11 protein-coding genes are annotated in these 13,432 nt (G+C 40.9%); 7 read left to right on the forward strand and 4 right to left on the reverse strand.

Annotated elements, in window-relative coordinates; translation table 11 throughout:
- Window positions 1-35: 35 nt before the first annotated feature.
- Both BM073_RS04750 and BM073_RS04755 read right to left on the reverse strand, forming a co-directional pair.
- On the reverse strand, window positions 36-1,115 hold the full coding sequence (locus BM073_RS04750; protein WP_091651182.1) for a DUF4221 family protein: 1,080 nt from the start codon (window positions 1,113-1,115) through the stop codon (window positions 36-38).
- A 161-nt stretch (window positions 1,116-1,276) separates the two neighbouring features.
- Window positions 1,277-2,038 (reverse strand): DeoR/GlpR family DNA-binding transcription regulator, encoded by a 762-nt coding sequence (locus tag BM073_RS04755; protein WP_091651187.1) that lies wholly within the window; start codon window positions 2,036-2,038, stop codon window positions 1,277-1,279.
- 112 nt (window positions 2,039-2,150) lie between these two features.
- On the opposite strand from BM073_RS04755, the gene BM073_RS04760 reads away from it, so the two are divergent.
- The 3 genes from BM073_RS04760 to BM073_RS04770 are packed head-to-tail and all read left to right on the forward strand — an operon-like array spanning window position 2,151 to window position 5,983.
- Entirely contained in the window at window positions 2,151-3,716 is a 1,566-nt protein-coding gene (locus tag BM073_RS04760) for a glycerol-3-phosphate dehydrogenase/oxidase (RefSeq protein WP_091651190.1), read from the forward strand.
- Between the two features lie 29 nt (window positions 3,717-3,745).
- The gene (glpK, locus tag BM073_RS04765; RefSeq protein WP_091651194.1) at window positions 3,746-5,245 is read left to right on the forward strand and encodes a glycerol kinase GlpK; all 1,500 of its coding nucleotides are present in this window, start codon (window positions 3,746-3,748) and stop codon (window positions 5,243-5,245) included.
- 3 nt (window positions 5,246-5,248) lie between these two features.
- A complete protein-coding gene (locus BM073_RS04770; RefSeq protein WP_091651196.1) occupies window positions 5,249-5,983 on the forward strand; it encodes an MIP/aquaporin family protein in 735 nt (244 codons plus the stop codon).
- A gap of 143 nt (window positions 5,984-6,126) precedes the next feature.
- Here BM073_RS04770 and BM073_RS04775 read toward each other — a convergent pair whose 3' ends face one another.
- Complete coding sequence (locus BM073_RS04775) at window positions 6,127-7,416, reverse strand: amidohydrolase (protein ID WP_091651199.1); 1,290 nt, start codon at window positions 7,414-7,416, stop codon at window positions 6,127-6,129.
- A 346-nt stretch (window positions 7,417-7,762) separates the two neighbouring features.
- Window positions 7,763-9,049 carry an amidohydrolase gene (locus tag BM073_RS04780; RefSeq protein ID WP_091651202.1) on the reverse strand — a complete coding sequence of 429 codons (1,287 nt, stop codon included), beginning with the start codon at window positions 9,047-9,049 and terminating at the stop codon, window positions 7,763-7,765.
- Between the two features lie 128 nt (window positions 9,050-9,177).
- Between BM073_RS04780 and BM073_RS04785 the strand changes: the two genes are divergently transcribed.
- The 4 genes from BM073_RS04785 (at window position 9,178) to gldG (ending at window position 13,358) form a co-directional block, all read left to right on the forward strand.
- Entirely contained in the window at window positions 9,178-9,876 is a 699-nt protein-coding gene (locus tag BM073_RS04785; RefSeq protein WP_091651205.1) for an SDR family oxidoreductase, read from the forward strand.
- A 175-nt stretch (window positions 9,877-10,051) separates the two neighbouring features.
- Window positions 10,052-10,957, forward strand: coding sequence for a gliding motility-associated ABC transporter ATP-binding subunit GldA (gene gldA, locus BM073_RS04790; RefSeq protein WP_091651208.1), 906 nt, complete (start codon window positions 10,052-10,054; stop codon window positions 10,955-10,957).
- Window positions 10,954-11,673, forward strand: coding sequence for a gliding motility-associated ABC transporter permease subunit GldF (gene gldF / locus BM073_RS04795; protein WP_091651210.1), 720 nt, complete (start codon window positions 10,954-10,956; stop codon window positions 11,671-11,673). The genes gldA and gldF overlap by 4 nt, the downstream gene beginning before the upstream one ends.
- Entirely contained in the window at window positions 11,670-13,358 is a 1,689-nt protein-coding gene (gene gldG, locus BM073_RS04800) for a gliding motility-associated ABC transporter substrate-binding protein GldG (RefSeq protein ID WP_091651213.1), read from the forward strand. The genes gldF and gldG overlap by 4 nt, the downstream gene beginning before the upstream one ends.
- The last annotated feature ends 74 nt before the right edge of the window (window positions 13,359-13,432 follow it).

Here is a 13,432-nt window from a genome sequence, read left to right on the forward strand (position 1 = left end):
AATTTATTGGAACTAAATCCCGGTTTGAAAAGATATTAGTCCTTTACCTTCTCTATTTTAAACTTAAAAAAACTTAAAACATCTTCATTTTTTGATTTTAAATCTAAAGCAATTATAAAATCGGAATTGTGGAAAAGTCTGCCAATTTTTTCTTCCATTTTCACCTCTTCCGATGTATTGTCTAACTCGATAATCATCAATCCGTCTTCTCCTGTTGAGGTACCATCAATATATTGCCGATGCTTCCTTAATATTCTATTGCCCGAGGGATCAAAAATTAAATCTATAAATTGAGTACTGTTACCAACTTTTCCGAGATTAAATTCAGAATAATTTTTATAAAAAACTGATGGTGTTTTATGGAATTTGTTAGGAATTGATAGAAATTTTTTCCCCTCTTTAGTATCTATATTATAATAAAATACGTCAGGTAAGTAAGAAAAAGCGTATACCAATTTCCCATCGTAAACTGAAACTAATGGAGGAAATGAACTGTAGTACCCTCTATCTTTTTCTATCAATTTTTTTGGAACATCTAATCTTAAAATTTCGGATGAATCAGTTAACAAGGAATATCTAACTAATTGGATCTTTTCTTTGTAAGATTGAAATTGATTAGCGTGAGAATTCAGATCCTTAACCCATAGATAAACATCTCCGCGAACTGGATCCCAGTTAGAACGGTAAATCGGACTTATTCTCTTCCCTTGAATTTCAAGATCATCCAATATTTTATCATAAAAAATTTCTTTTTCTTTTTCTCCTGATAAACTTACCACCACTAGACTTTCGCTGGATGAAATCAATAATTTATCCTTGAAAAGAATAGAAGAAAATAAATTTTGCGGAACTGCATTAGGCCCAAAAAATTCCAAGTTGATTCGACTAGCTACTTTTTTTGCATTTAAATCAAAAACTTGAAATTGCTCCAAAGATTTATCATATGATAAAATGGTTTCATTTGAATTAATCTCCGCAACTCGAGGAGTACTCAAAAAAATCTTATCGTCAACAATTGAATCTTTATAAACATCCCTAACTAAATACCTGCGCGATTCGTTTTCTTTCCCACAAGAAAGTAAAATTAATAGGAATATGAATTTTATTCTTTTCATCAATGTAAGAGTGGGCAAAAGTTAAACTCTCCCAGTGGGATTGTTTAAATCCACATATTTAAACAGATAAAATACTTGACGTTTATCGTAAAGAAATAAAGATAAACTCTTTATCTGAATAAAAGATTTTTTAAAATGTTAACTGTGATTGATCTTTTCTCTCAAACCACCACCAATTCAATCCCTTTTTCTTCCAGCTTTTCATGGTAGATTTCGGGTATACCGGAATCAGTAATAATTACATCTATATCCTCCAATTCGCAGATTTTTCCAAAGCCTTTTCTGCCAAACTTCCGGCTGTCTGCCAAAATGATCGTTTTCTGAACAGACCGGATCATCTGAGCATTTAAATGAGCCTCCATCATATTGGAGGTTGTCAAGCCATGTTCCAAACTAATCCCATCCACACTCAAAAAAAGTTTGCTGCAAGCAAAACTCTGAAGCATTTCCTCTGCATAATGTCCCACCACAGAGCTACTACTTTTTCTAACAACCCCACCTAGCTGAACTAACTCTACATCCTGCATATCAATCAGGGCTAAAGTCACATTCATCGCTGCAGTCAGAACAGTCAAAGGTTTATTTCTGGGAATAGCCTGAGCCAAAGCAACCACCGTGGTGCCAGAGCCAATGATGATTGCTTCCTGATCCTCAATGTAGGCTAAGGCCTTCTCAGCAATCTTGGACTTCTCCTCCACCTGCTCCAACTTTTTTACCTGAACAGAGCGGTCAGAAACATAAGGAGAAACCGAAGTTGCACTGCCATGGGATCGATACAATAGCCCCTTATCCTCCAAGACTTTTAGATCCTTTCGGACAGTTACCATAGTGACATCCATAGCCTTCGCTAGATCTGACACTGTCACAAATCCAGCCTTGTCTAATTCCTCCAAAATAAAACGATGTCGCTCTGCCTGTGTCATATCCAATGAATTTTGACTAAATTAAGTAAAAGAAAGCAAAATGGAGTAAAAATCTATTTTTTACTTTCTTTTTATTTCTTTTTATTTCTTTTTGAGTTATTTTTACTGACAAATGAATAGAGAAGAAAACATTAAGCAAATTTCTGATACTTCCAGAATTTGGGATATTGCTGTGATTGGAGGAGGGTCTTCCGGTTTGGGAGTGGCATTAGACGCCATATCCAGAGGATTGACCGTGGTATTGTTGGAAAAAGCTGATTTTGCAAAAGGAACCTCTAGTAGAAGCACCAAACTGGTGCATGGAGGAGTTCGCTACTTAGCCCAAGGCGATATAGGCTTGGTGTTGGAAGCCCTGAAGGAAAGGGGTAAACTTTTGCAAAACGCCCCTCACCTGACAGAAAACCAGCCTTTTATTATTCCCATCTACACTTGGTTTGACAGAGTTCAATACAGCGTGGGTTTAAAGATCTATGACTGGATGGCAGGTTCACTAAGATTGGGTAAGAGTAAATTCATATCAAAGGAAGAAACCATCAGACGCCTACCTGCAGTCAAACAAAAAGGACTGAAAGGAGGAGTGGTTTACCACGATGGACAGTTTGATGATGCCAGACTAGCCTTGGCCATAGCGCAAACTGCAGATGATGCCGGAGCCTGCATTCTCAATTATGCATCCGTCAAAGATCTGATCAAAAATGAAAATGGGAAAATTACAGGTTTGAAAGTCAAGGATGAATTGGACGGTACCAATTACTCCCTTCAGGCCAAAATGGTAGTCAATGCAACGGGAGTTTTTGCTGATAAAATTCTACAAATGGATCAGCCTGGATCCCCTAAAATGATCCAACCCAGTCAGGGCATTCATTTGGTTATGGATATGGATTTTCTGGGTGGAAAAGATGCACTGATGATCCCCAAAACCAAAGATGGAAGAGTACTTTTTGCCGTCCCATGGCATGGAAAACTGGTAGTAGGCACCACAGATACACTTCGTGAAAAAGCCAAGCTGGAACCCGAAGCTTTGGAAAAGGAAATTGACTTTGTGTTAGAAACAGCAGCGGGTTATTTGACTAAAGCTCCAAGCAGAAAAGACGTAAAAGCTGTTTTTGCAGGATTGCGCCCATTGGCAAGACCTAAAGAAGGCAGTACAAAAACCAAAGAAATATCAAGAAGCCATAAGGTGATCGTTTCAGAAAGTAAGCTGGTCACTCTCACGGGTGGAAAATGGACTACCTACCGGAAAATGGGAGAAGATACAGTCGAAAATTTTCCTGAAATCTCAGGTGAATTATTAGTGCCAAGCCAATCCTTTGAAATGAAACTTCATGGCTTTACTGAACGCGTGCCGGAAGGTCACTGGTCAGTGTATGGCTCAGATGCCAAAGAAATAAAAGGGCTGGCAAAAAGCGATCCCGCGCTTTCTGAAAAAATCCATACTGATTTTCCAAATCTGATGGCTGAGGTTCTTTGGGCTGTCAAAAATGAGATGGCAGTCAGAGTAGAAGATGTTTTATCCAGAAGAATTCGAATGCTCATTTTGGATGCTCAAGCCGCCTTGGACTCTGCTGAGAAAGTAGCTCGACTCATGGCCAAAGAGCTTCAAAAAGATGAAAATTGGATACAGGAAGAGTTAATTGCGTTTAAGAAAGTCGCCGAAAAGTATTTAATTAAAGCTTAGAATTTTTCTTTTTAACATAAATCCAGACAATGACCCAAAATAAACCCTACATCATGGCCCTTGATCAGGGAACTACCAGTTCCCGAGCGATCATTTTTGACAAAAAAGGGCAAATCGTTTCTGTTGCACAAAAGGAATTCAAACAGCACTTCCCCAAACAAGGCTGGGTAGAACATGATCCTGAAGAAATATGGAAATCACAGTCCTCTGTGATGATTGAATCAGTGGTCAACAAAAGCATTGGCATCGACCAAGTAGCAGCCATAGGCATTACCAATCAGCGTGAAACCACCATCGTTTGGGATAGAAAAACAGGCAATGCGCTTTACAATGCTATTGTTTGGCAAGACAGAAGAACTTCTGCCTATTGTAATGAATTGAAAGATCAGGGTCATTCTGAAATGATTGTTTCCAAAACAGGATTAATCATTGATTCTTATTTCTCAGCCACCAAAATTCGTTGGATTTTAGAGAATGTAGAGGGAGCAAGAGAAAAAGCTGAAGCTGGAGAACTAGCCTTTGGAACCGTAGATTCTTGGATTATTTGGAAACTCACCAAGGGGAATTGTCATATTACAGACATCACCAATGCCAGCCGGACCATGTTGTATAATATCCATGCGCAAAGTTGGGATGATGAATTACTGGAACTATTTAACATTCCCAAGTCCATGCTTCCTGAGGTCAAATCCTGCTCTGAGGTATATTGCGAAACAGCAGGTGATGTTTTGAGCAGTAAAATACCCATCGCCGGCATTGCAGGAGATCAGCAGGCAGCACTTTTCGGGCAACTTTGCACAGAGCCGGGAATGGCGAAAACCACTTATGGCACCGGCTGCTTCTTAGTTATGAATACTGGCAAGGAGGCTGTGAGCTCAAAAAACAAATTGCTAACCACGGTGGCGTGGAAAATCGGAGATGAAATCAATTATGCACTGGAAGGGTCCGTGTTTATCGGTGGTGCAGCAATTCAATGGTTAAGAGATGGGATAGAGCTTTTTGGAAACGCTAAAGAAACTGAAAAGCTTGCCCTAAGTTTAGAGGATAATGACGGCGTTTATTTTGTGCCAGCTTTGGCTGGTTTGGGAGCGCCTCACTGGGATCAAAATGCCAGAGGAGCTTTCTTCGGGATTACGCGGGGAACAACAATTGCGCATTTTACCAGAGCTGCCTTGGAAGCCATCGCTTATCAGGTATATGATGTGCTGAAAGCAATGGAAAAGGATGCCGGAGAAAAGACCAAAGAACTCCGGGTAGATGGAGGAGCAACTGCCAATAATTTTTTGATGCAGTTTCAATCGGATCTTTTGGAGTGCGAAATCAAAAGACCGGAAATCATCGAAACAACAGCTATTGGAGCAGCATTTTTGGCCGGATTAGCGGTCGGATTCTGGAAAGACCGAAAAGAAATTCAGGAACTTTGGAAAACAGATAAAAGCTTTCAGCCCGATATGGAAAAAGAAAAACGGGAAAAATTTCTACATTTTTGGCACAAAGCGGTCGAAAGATCAAAAAACTGGGTAGAATAGCATATGAATCCATACGTTGCAGAAATTATAGGCACAGGCCTCTTGCTCTTATTAGGCTCTGGAGTAGTTGCCAATGTGGTTTTACCACAAACCAAAGGACATAACTCAGGCTGGCTGGTCATTACCACAGCTTGGGCTCTGGCAGTATTTACCGGAGTGGTGGTTGCCGGACCTTATAGCGGAGCACACCTGAATCCGGCGGTCACCGTCGGTTTAGCTTTAGCAGGAAAATTTGATTGGGCTATGGCTCCAGGATATATTGGAGCTCAGGTATTAGGCGCAGGATTAGGTGCATTCTTTTCATGGCTCATGCACGTCGATCACTTCAAAGTGACCAAAGATCCGGGAGAAATTGCAGCCCCATTTGGAACCAGCCCTGCTATTCGAAATTTGAAAAACAACTTTATTTCCGAAGTAATCGGAACCTTCGTGCTAATTTTTGTCATCCTCTACATTACAGGAGCAAAAATCGAAGACGCTGATCAAACTCCGATTGGATTAGGTTCTGTAGGTGCGCTTCCTGTGGCATTTCTAGTTTGGGTGATTGGCATGTCTTTAGGAGGAACAACAGGCTATGCAATCAACCCTGCCCGGGATTTAGGCCCTAGGATAGTACATCAGCTATTACCAATCCATGGAAAAGGCAGCTCTGATTGGAGCTATGCCTGGGTTCCAATCTTAGGTCCGATTGCAGGAGCAGCATTGGCAGCCGGACTTTATTTTTTGGTAGGAAGCTAAATTATTTACGATTTGAGAATTTAGATTTACGGTCTTTTAGTGTGATGATTTCGGAAAATGAAACTCTTGAACGAAGACTAACAGAACGATGAACTCTTGAACTCTGAACAAATGAACAGCCAAGCTTCAGATTTTACTCAAAATTACTTCTTATTCATCTCCATATAATCCACCGTCAAATAGCTAAGCGTTCTGACTCCTAAAAGAAATCCGCTTTCATCTATAAAAAAGTCGGGTGTATGATGAGAAGGCGTAGTCAAAGGATCTCCGCCTTTTTTCATTCCTCCGAGGAAGAAAAAGAAACCAGGCTTCTCTCTTTGAAAAAAGCTGAAATCTTCAGCTCCTGTTACCGGAGGCATTGCAATCACATTTCCTTTACCTGCTGCTGATTCTACTGAGGGCAGTACTTTCGCAGTCAACTCAGGTGGATTCACGGTTGAAGGATAAAGTTTACCAATGTTTACATCGGCTTTAGCCCCTGCGCTTTCTGCAATATTGGTGATGATTTCTGTAATTCTTCGATGAACCAAGGCTTGTTGTTCATCTCCGAAAGTCCGAATCGTACCAATCATTTCCACTTTTTCTGGAATGATATTATGACGGATTCCACCATGAATAGCGCCTACTGTCACTACAGCTGGGTTTTCGGTAATATTCACATTTCTTGATAAAATGGTTTGCAAACCCATAATAGCCTGTGCAGAAGTTACAATTGGGTCAACACTAGACCAAGGTGATGCTCCATGCGCTTGGGTCCCCGTAATGGTCACATTCAAATTGTCAACTGCGGCCATAAATGGTCCTGATCTGTATCCAATTTTACCAGCCTCAATTTGAGCCCAAATATGCAATCCAAAAATGGCGTCTACATCTTTCATCACCCCCTCTTTTACCATGAGTTCGGCACCTGCAATATCCGCATCATAAACTCCTTCTTCCGCAGGCTGAAAAATAAACTTCACAGACCCTTTTAATTGATCTTTCATACTTGCCATCACTTCAGCTACTCCCATCAAAATCGCCATATGGGAATCATGCCCACAAGCATGCATTACACCTGTTTCCTGTCCATTATAAGTAGCTGTATTCACCGATTTGAATGGCAAGTCATTTCTCTCGGACACTGGAAGTGCATCCATATCTGCTCTTAAAGCTACCATAGGACCCGGCTTCCCTCCTTTAAGAACACCCACCACGCCAGTTACAGCCACATTCTCTGTGACCTCCATTCCCAAAGATCGAAGATGTTCGGCAATGACTTTGGCTGTTCGGAATTCCTGATTTCCCAATTCTGGATATTTATGAAAATCCCTTCTCCACTCGATCACTTTTGACTCTATGGAAGTCGCTTTTTTATCAATGGCAGGCTTCAAGTTCGACTGTGAAAAAGCGGTAGTGGAAAGCAATAAGAAGGGAAGTATCAATCGTTTCATGTGTCTATAGTTTGATTTTTAAAGGTCATATGAAATGGCCAGGATAATCATTCCCCCTGCGTGAGATTTATTCTCAAGGGCATTTCATGCGTAATTAATTTTCAATGGATTTTAAATATACAAAATCCAGTATCACCTGAAGAAAAAATAAAAGACCCAAGCCTTATTAAAACCTGGGTTCTTTTAAATTTTATATATATCCAGTTCTCCCAGTAAGAGGGAAATACGGCTTATTATCAGCAAAAAAGATTAGAATCCGAAGCTTCGGTCTTCGGTCTTCCAATCGGTCAAGCAAAGAAAATATAGCAACTGGGAGGATTGCGGATAATCAGAAAAAATATTCGCACTATTTGTTCATATAATCGACTACGAAATAACTCATCACCCTCAAACCTAAAATAAATCCGCTCTCGTCTATGTAAAAATCAGGAGTATGATGAGAAGGTGTTTTGGTTGAATCACCCCCTTTTTTCATTCCTCCCAAACCGATAAATAGTCCTGGTTTCTCCCGCTGGTAAAAGCTGAAATCCTCAGCCCCGGTTACAGGTGGATTTACTCTCACATTTTCTTTCCCTGCAGCAGCTTCTAAAGTAGCCACCATTTTGCTGGTGAGATTAGGGTCATTCACAGTGGATGGATATAGTTTTTGAATATTTACTTCTGCTCTGGCACCGGCACTTTCGGCAATATTGGTAGCAATCTCAGTAATTCTTTTATGAACAAGCGCCTGCTGCTCTTCTCCAAAAGTTCGTATGGTCCCAATCATCTCCACTTTTTCAGGAATAATATTATGTCGAATGCCTCCATGAATAGCACCTACTGTTACCACAGCCGGATTTTCTGTGATATTGACGCTTCTGGAAAGAATGGTCTGCAAACCTGTCACAATCTGGGAGGAAGTCACAATAGGATCCACTCCTGACCAAGGAGAAGCACCATGGGCTTGGGTACCGTGAACGATGATCTCCAAATTATCAACCGCAGCTTGTGCAGGTCCTGATCTATAGCCTATTTTACCCACTTCGGTTTGGGCTGAAATATGCAGACCGAAAACAGCATCCACATCTTTCATCACTCCTTGCTCTACCATTTGTTTTGCACCCCAGGTAGTCACTCCTGGCTCATAAATTCCCTCTTCAGCAGGTTGGAAAATAAATTTTACATTACCCTGTATTTGGTCTTTGATACCTGCCAGGATTTCTGCAACGCCCATTAAAATAGCCACATGGGTATCATGCCCGCATGCATGCATCACACCAGTTTCCTGACCATTGTAAATAGCCGTTTTTGTGGATTTAAATGGTAAATCAACTCGCTCGGTTACCGGTAAGGCATCCATATCAGCACGAAGTGCAACAGTAGGTCCTGGCTTCCCTCCTTTCAAATATCCTACTACTCCAGTCACGGCCACTCCTTCAGTTACCTCTATCCCTAAAGACCTCAGATGATCAGCAATTTTTTTAGCAGTTCTAACCTCTTGATTCCCGAGTTCGGGATTTTGGTGAATATCTCTTCTCCATTCAATGACCTTGGACTCAATTTCGGTAGCTTTTTTATCTATAGCAGGCCGAAGTTTTGTTTGGCCAAAAGCCATCCCGCTGAGCAGAACAAAGGGAATTATCAGTTTTTTCATAATATGATTGGGGTTTGTAAAAGAAAAGCAAGTTAGATATTTCTGATTTTTATAAAGAAACAGCAGGAAAAAATACCTTACTACCGAACCAATTCCATCCAATCTGCTTTTTATGAAAAAGCTTTTCTATGGAATTAAAAAATAAAACCGCCATTGTCACCGGTGTCAGCAAAGGTATCGGTCTTGAACTTGTTAAATTATTATTGGAAAAAGGAGTAACAGTAGCAGGTTGGGGTAGAAATCAGCCCGATCTGGAGCATTCCAACTTTCACTTTTTCTCATGCGACGTTTCTCAGGAGGAAAGTGTTGAAAAGGCTTTTCAGGCTACTACTCAAAAATTGGGGACTGACATTCGCATTTTGGTCAATAATGCAGGATTTGGTATAGCTGGAGCAACTGAGTCTTTTTCTTCAGAAGATTGGAAAGCAATGTTTGATACCAACGTCCATGGTATTTTCTACACTACCAAGAGAGTAATCCCTGGCATGAAAGCGGCAGATGAAGGGCATATTCTAAATGTAGCTTCTATTGCAGGGCTGAATGGAGTGAATCAATTTGCCGGATATGTGGGTACCAAACACGCCGTAAGAGGAATTTCACATTCCTTGTATATGGAGTTGCGTGACTTTGGCATCAAAGTATCAACCATCTACCCTGGTTCCATTCAAACCAATTTCTTTGATGATATTCCAGGTATGCAGGCCCACGAAAACATGATGCGCCCTATAGATGTGGCGACTACCATTGTTCAGACTTTGGAAACGCATCCAAATTACTTTGTAGTGGATGTGGAATGTAGACCTTTGAGGCCTAAGGGGAAAAAGTAAGTCTGAAATCTAAAATCAGAAGTCTGAAAAGACTTGACTAAAGGCCGCTATCAAAAACTGAGTACTTAAATACTTGCCTTTCCACAGGCATTAACTATTTTTGTCCTAGACCTTCTCAACCGGGTTTTTGCCCATGCCATGCGGGTGAACTCCCGGTTGGTCTCTTTTATAGCCTATGTCCTTAGAAGTCTCTCACTTATGTAAGAATTACGGTTCTCAAAAGGCCTTGGATCAGGTAACTTTTTCTGCTTCGCCTGGGAGAATTCTTGGATTTCTAGGACCTAATGGCGCTGGCAAATCCACTACCATGAAAATTATTACTGGATATATAGGCGCAGAAAGCGGTAATGTTCAGGTCATGGGAAAAGACGCCTTGGCTAACCCTAAAGAAGTGAGCCCTCTGATTGGTTATTTGCCAGAAAAAAACCCGCTCTATCAGGATATGTATGTGAAGGAGTTTTTATCCTTTGCTGGCGGACTTTATGGTCTTTCTGGTTCACAACTCAAAAGTCGGCTAGCAGAAATGTTGGATAAAACAGGTTTGATTCCAGAACAACACAAAAAAATCTCCCAGCTTTCCAAAGGTTATCAACAAAGGGTGGGATTAGCCAAAGCTTTGATTCATGATCCTCAGGTAGTGATCTTGGATGAACCCACCACCGGGCTTGACCCCAACCAACTGGTAGAAATTCGCAAGTTGATTCTGGAGGTTGCAAGAGAAAAAACATTGATCCTCTCCACCCACATCATGCAGGAAGTGGAAGCTATCTGCCAAGATGTGGTCATCATCAATAAGGGGAAAATATTGGCCGCGGACTCCTTGCAAAATTTACAATCTGGAAATCAGCAAAGTACCTTATTCTTGGAAACTGAGGAAGAGCTTCAGCTTGATTGGTTTTCAACTATTGGAAAAGTCACTTTTGGAAGGAAAGGTCCGAATGAAATTCAAATTCAGGTATCAGATCCCAACGCTGGAAGAAAAGCTATCTTGGGAGTTGTCTCAGATCGAAATCTTAACTTGGTTAACCTGAGCCAAAGCAAGAAAAATTTAGAAGAATTATTCCGGGAAATCACAAGATGAAAAGCCTATTCGTTAAGGAAATCAATGCTTTTTTCGGTAGTCTCCTAGGCTATTTGATTCTAGCCTTGTTTCTTGTCGCCATAGGCTTGATCGTTTGGGTTTTCCCCGAAACCAGCGTCTTGGATTATGGCTATGCCGATTTGGAGCCCTTATTTACTTATACTCCTTACGTATTTACTTTTTTGATCCCAGCGCTCTCCATGCGTGCCATTGCTGAGGAAAAAAGAAACCAAACGTGGGAGCTATTAAGAACTGCCCCACTTTCACTGACTCAAATTATTTTAGCCAAATATTTAGCATTGCTTTGCCTAATTATTTTGGCCGTACTGCCTACCCTGCTATACTATATCAGTATTGTTCAGCTAGGAGATCCGATTGGTAATTTGGATCAAGCCAGCTTTTTTGGAAGCTGGATTGGATTATTGATGATCGGTGCCGTCTTTGGGGCTGTGGGGATTTTTGCTTCCGCACTAACCTCACAACAGGTGGTCGCATTTGTATTGGGAGTTTTTCTTTGCTTTCTGATCTACTTTGGCTTCACGGCAATTGCTGATTTGCAGCTGGGAGCTATTTCTTATTGGATAGAAGAAATCAGCCTCAGTTATCATTATGTCAATCTAAGCCGTGGAGTGATTGACTCCTCTGATCTCTTCTTTTTGGTAGGGACGATTTGGCTGTTTTTGGGAGCCTCCATTTTAGTGTTGAAAAATAAATGAGTCGGCATTTAGGACATATCACCAAATCTTGGGGAATCCTGCTTATAGGACTGCTGCTTTTGGTTGCAGCAAGCCAGCTGCTTCGTTTCAGACTTGATTTGACGGAGGATAAAAGATACTCACTTCACCCGGCCACGGAGGAAGTTTTGGCGCAACTAGAAACCCCTCTTCATGTGGAGATATTATTGGTCGGAGATCAGCTTCCCGGTGGAATGAGGAGGCTTCAAAAATCTATCGAAGAAACTGTAAGAACCTTCAATGCATACAGCAGCGAAAAAATAACTTTTTCCTATTTCGACCCATTGGGTTTGCCGGCAGATGATCAGCAGGAGTTTGTGGTTCAATTGGCAGATTACGGGATCAACCCGACCAACTTGATGGTCAATCAAAATGCAGGGCAGAAGAGTCAATTGATTTTCCCCGGAATTCTAGTCTTCAATGAGGAATTTGAAACCGGTGCTTTGGTATTGAAAGGCGAAGAGGGAATGAGTCAAGAACAAATCCTGAATCAATCCATCGAAAATCTTGAATTTGAATTAAGCAATGCTATCAGAAAACTAAGTCAGCCTAGCTCTGCAGCCATCGCTATGCTTATCGGCCATGGAGAAATGTCGGAAGATGATGGATATGGTCTGGTAGAAGCTTTAGATGGTGATTTTGAGATTTTCAAAGTACCCTTGGAACAAGCCCGAACAGTAAAGGACCTCATCAATTTTCAAATCATTTTCATTCAAGGCCCAAGAGAAACCTACACAGAAAGAGAAGTTTATCTGCTGGACCAATATGTGATGCGGGGTGGTAATCTGGTCATTTTGAGCGATGGGGTTGCCGTGGATATCAATCAGGCAGGAGGGGAAGGAACATTAGCAATGCCTTTTGAAAACGGCTTGGAAAACCTCCTTTTCAAATATGGAGTCCGAATCAATAAAGATTTGATTCAAGATTTGAACTTTGGTTATTTCCCAGTTATGGGTGGGAATTTTGGGAATCAGGAACAATTAGTCCCTTTACCTTGGCCATTTTATATTCAGGCCAGCAGAATGCAGCAACATCCTATCACCAAAGGCTTAGATGTGGTGTACATGCGATTTGTTAGTAGTTTGGATACTGTATTGGCTCAGGGAATTCGCAAGACTCCTTTGCTGTTTAGCTCAGATTTCGCGAGAATTCTCCCGGCTCCAGCCAGAGTCGCTTTTCGGGATATGCAGGAAGAGCCTAATGTGGATCAATTTGCTGCTCGAAACCTTCCTTTAGCCTACTTATTGGAAGGAGAATTTACCTCCTTGTTTAAAAATAGGTTTATTCCTGAAGAATTTGCCCAAGAAAATTTCAAAGAAAATGGATCAGGCAAAGTAGTGGTAATAGGAGATGGCGAGGTATTTCAAAGTCAAAAGGACCCAGTATCGGGTGGAATGCTGACATTGGGAGACGATCCTTTCAATCAACTGGTTTTTGCCAATAAATTATTCCTGAGGAATCTTTCTCAATATTTAATTAATCCAGAAGGGATTATTGCTTCCAGAAACAAAGCTTTCCAAATTAGACCATTGAATAAAGTGAAGGTAGCTCAGCAAAAAAGTTTTTGGCAGACCATCAATGTTTTGGTACCCGTTCTGATATTGCTGATTGCAGGAGGATTGATCTCTACTTGGAGAGTTAGAAAGTTTTCTAAAAAAACTATCTAGCTTTAATTTCAAGAAATCAAGATAATATTTGTATATGAAAAGCGTTTACGGACTTTTCAATCCGATTTTATTTA

The sequence above is a fragment of the Algoriphagus ornithinivorans genome (assembly GCF_900115305.1).
In the GTDB taxonomy this organism is placed as follows: Bacteria; Bacteroidota; Bacteroidia; order Cytophagales; family Cyclobacteriaceae; genus Algoriphagus; species Algoriphagus ornithinivorans.

Bases quoted from the DNA above. Each gene is read 5' to 3' on its own strand.
- BM073_RS04760 (WP_091651190.1), top strand. From the start codon at position 2,151: ATGAATAGAGAAGAAAACATTAAGCAAATTTCTGATACTTCCAGAATT.
- BM073_RS04750 (WP_091651182.1), bottom strand. From the start codon at position 1,115: ATGAAAAGAATAAAATTCATATTCCTATTAATTTTACTTTCTTGTGGG.
- gldA (WP_091651208.1), top strand. From the start codon at position 10,052: ATGTCCTTAGAAGTCTCTCACTTATGTAAGAATTACGGTTCTCAAAAG.
- BM073_RS04755 (WP_091651187.1), bottom strand. From the start codon at position 2,038: ATGACACAGGCAGAGCGACATCGTTTTATTTTGGAGGAATTAGACAAG.
- BM073_RS04780 (WP_091651202.1), bottom strand. From the start codon at position 9,049: ATGAAAAAACTGATAATTCCCTTTGTTCTGCTCAGCGGGATGGCTTTT.
- BM073_RS04785 (WP_091651205.1), top strand. From the start codon at position 9,178: ATGGAATTAAAAAATAAAACCGCCATTGTCACCGGTGTCAGCAAAGGT.
- gldF (WP_091651210.1), top strand. From the start codon at position 10,954: ATGAAAAGCCTATTCGTTAAGGAAATCAATGCTTTTTTCGGTAGTCTC.
- gldG (WP_091651213.1), top strand. From the start codon at position 11,670: ATGAGTCGGCATTTAGGACATATCACCAAATCTTGGGGAATCCTGCTT.
- BM073_RS04770 (WP_091651196.1), top strand. From the start codon at position 5,249: ATGAATCCATACGTTGCAGAAATTATAGGCACAGGCCTCTTGCTCTTA.
- BM073_RS04775 (WP_091651199.1), bottom strand. From the start codon at position 7,416: ATGAAACGATTGATACTTCCCTTCTTATTGCTTTCCACTACCGCTTTT.
- glpK (WP_091651194.1), top strand. From the start codon at position 3,746: ATGACCCAAAATAAACCCTACATCATGGCCCTTGATCAGGGAACTACC.